Source organism: Actinosynnema sp. NPDC023658 (assembly GCF_040639995.1).
GTDB lineage: Bacteria > Actinomycetota > Actinomycetes > Mycobacteriales > Pseudonocardiaceae > Actinosynnema.
In genome coordinates, this window is the sequence record NZ_JBFAAX010001180.1 from 1 (window position 1) to 1592 (window position 1592).

Sequence of the window (1592 nt, forward strand, 5' to 3'; positions counted from 1 at the left end):
GATCCTTGGCGACGCGGCCGCCGTGGACCACGCGACCGACCCCCGGACCGAGGCCACGGTCCAGTCGCCACCGCCCGACACCAAGGGCTGCAAGACTTACAGGCTAATCTGAAGCCACACCGGCAACTGCGGGCTGCCCCTCCACCAACGCGCCGACGGGCGGACCGGCCGTGCAGGCGGTAGCTGTCGGGCGGCCCCACGTGCGACCCGGCGCGGTGGCGTGCGCGGTCGGGGGTCAGGCGTAGTCGGGCAGCGTGCGGGCCACGTCGTGCGGTGACGGCATGGCGGCCACCTCGTCGGCCATCGCCCTGGCCGCGTCGCGCACGGCCTCGTCGGTCAGCAGGCGGCGCGCTTTGGCGGCGATCACCTCGGCTGTCAGGTCCGCCGCGAGCACTTGGTCGCCCAGCCCGGCCGCAGTCACGACGTCGGCGTTGCTGAACTGGTCGGCACCCTGGGGGAGGACCAGGTGCGGCACGCCCGTGGCGAACGTGCCCATCGTCGCGCCGGCACCGCCGTGGTGCACCACGAGGTCCACGTGCGGCAGGAGGTCGGCCTGCGGCAACCACGGCCGCACGACCACGTTGTCCGGCACGTCTCCCAGCGCCTCGACCGCCACGCTCGGACCGGTGGACACGAACACCCTCGCACCCACCGTCGCCAGGCCGGCGATCGCGGTGCGCAGCACCCCCGCGTCACCGAACGCGGTGCCCAGCGTCAGGTACACCAACGGCTCGCGGTGCTCGCGCACCCACGACGGCAGCTCGCCGGGCTCGGAGAACGGCACGGGCCGCAGCGGGACGACCTCCATCGGCGCGACCGGGAACTCCGGGTCCTGCACCGACGGCGGGCAGATGTCGAGGTAGGGGTTGCCCAGCGGCATGGTGTCGCCGTCGGGCAGGTCGACGCCGAGGTCCGCGGCGACCTCGACGAGGTTCGCGCGCAGGGCTTGGGGAGGGCCTGTCGGTCGCCACATCCGGCCGAACGAGTGGCACACCGCGGGCACGCCCGCGGCCTTCGCGGCCAACCCTCCACCGGGGTTGGCGAGCTCGTGCACGACGAGGTCGGGCTTGCGGTCGGCAATGATCGGCGCCAGGTCGGCGGCGCAGCTGCGCGGCAGGATCGAGCCGAACACCCTGGAGACGCGTTCGGGTCGGAAGTCGGGTGTCTTTCTGGCCGCGGGACCCGCGTTGGCCAGGTGGAACGCTTCGAGCATGTCCATGCCCGCGGTGACGTGGTCGATGCCGTGGGCGGTCACCGCGCGCGCGAAGGGGGCCGTGGTCGCGAAGGTGACGTCGTGGCCCACGTCGCGTGCTGCGATGGCGAGCGGCATGAGCGGGAAGGCATGTCCATAGGAGCCGAGGCTCGAGAAGAGGATTCGCACCGGAAAACCGTAGGGAGCCCTCATTGCGGGGAAAGTGGTCCGCGCCCGGTTGCTGCGGGAGGAGCGGACGTCACTTCGGGTGTTCGTCCTGGCAGCGGGCCGTTTGGGTCAACCGTGCAGACGATTCGCGGGGCGCGGGCCGTGGGTGGGTCGCTGCGGCGGGGTGGGAGGTGGATTGTTGACTAGGCAGCCCGCCGGGGGTACGTGGGAA

General features: G+C 72.6%; 1 protein-coding gene. It reads right to left on the reverse strand.

Annotated elements, in window-relative coordinates; translation table 11 throughout:
* Positions 1-235 precede the first annotated feature (235 nt).
* Positions 236-1381, reverse strand: coding sequence for a glycosyltransferase (locus tag AB0G02_RS39330; protein WP_360805350.1), 1146 nt, complete (start codon positions 1379-1381; stop codon positions 236-238).
* Between the last annotated feature and the right edge of the window lie 211 nt (positions 1382-1592).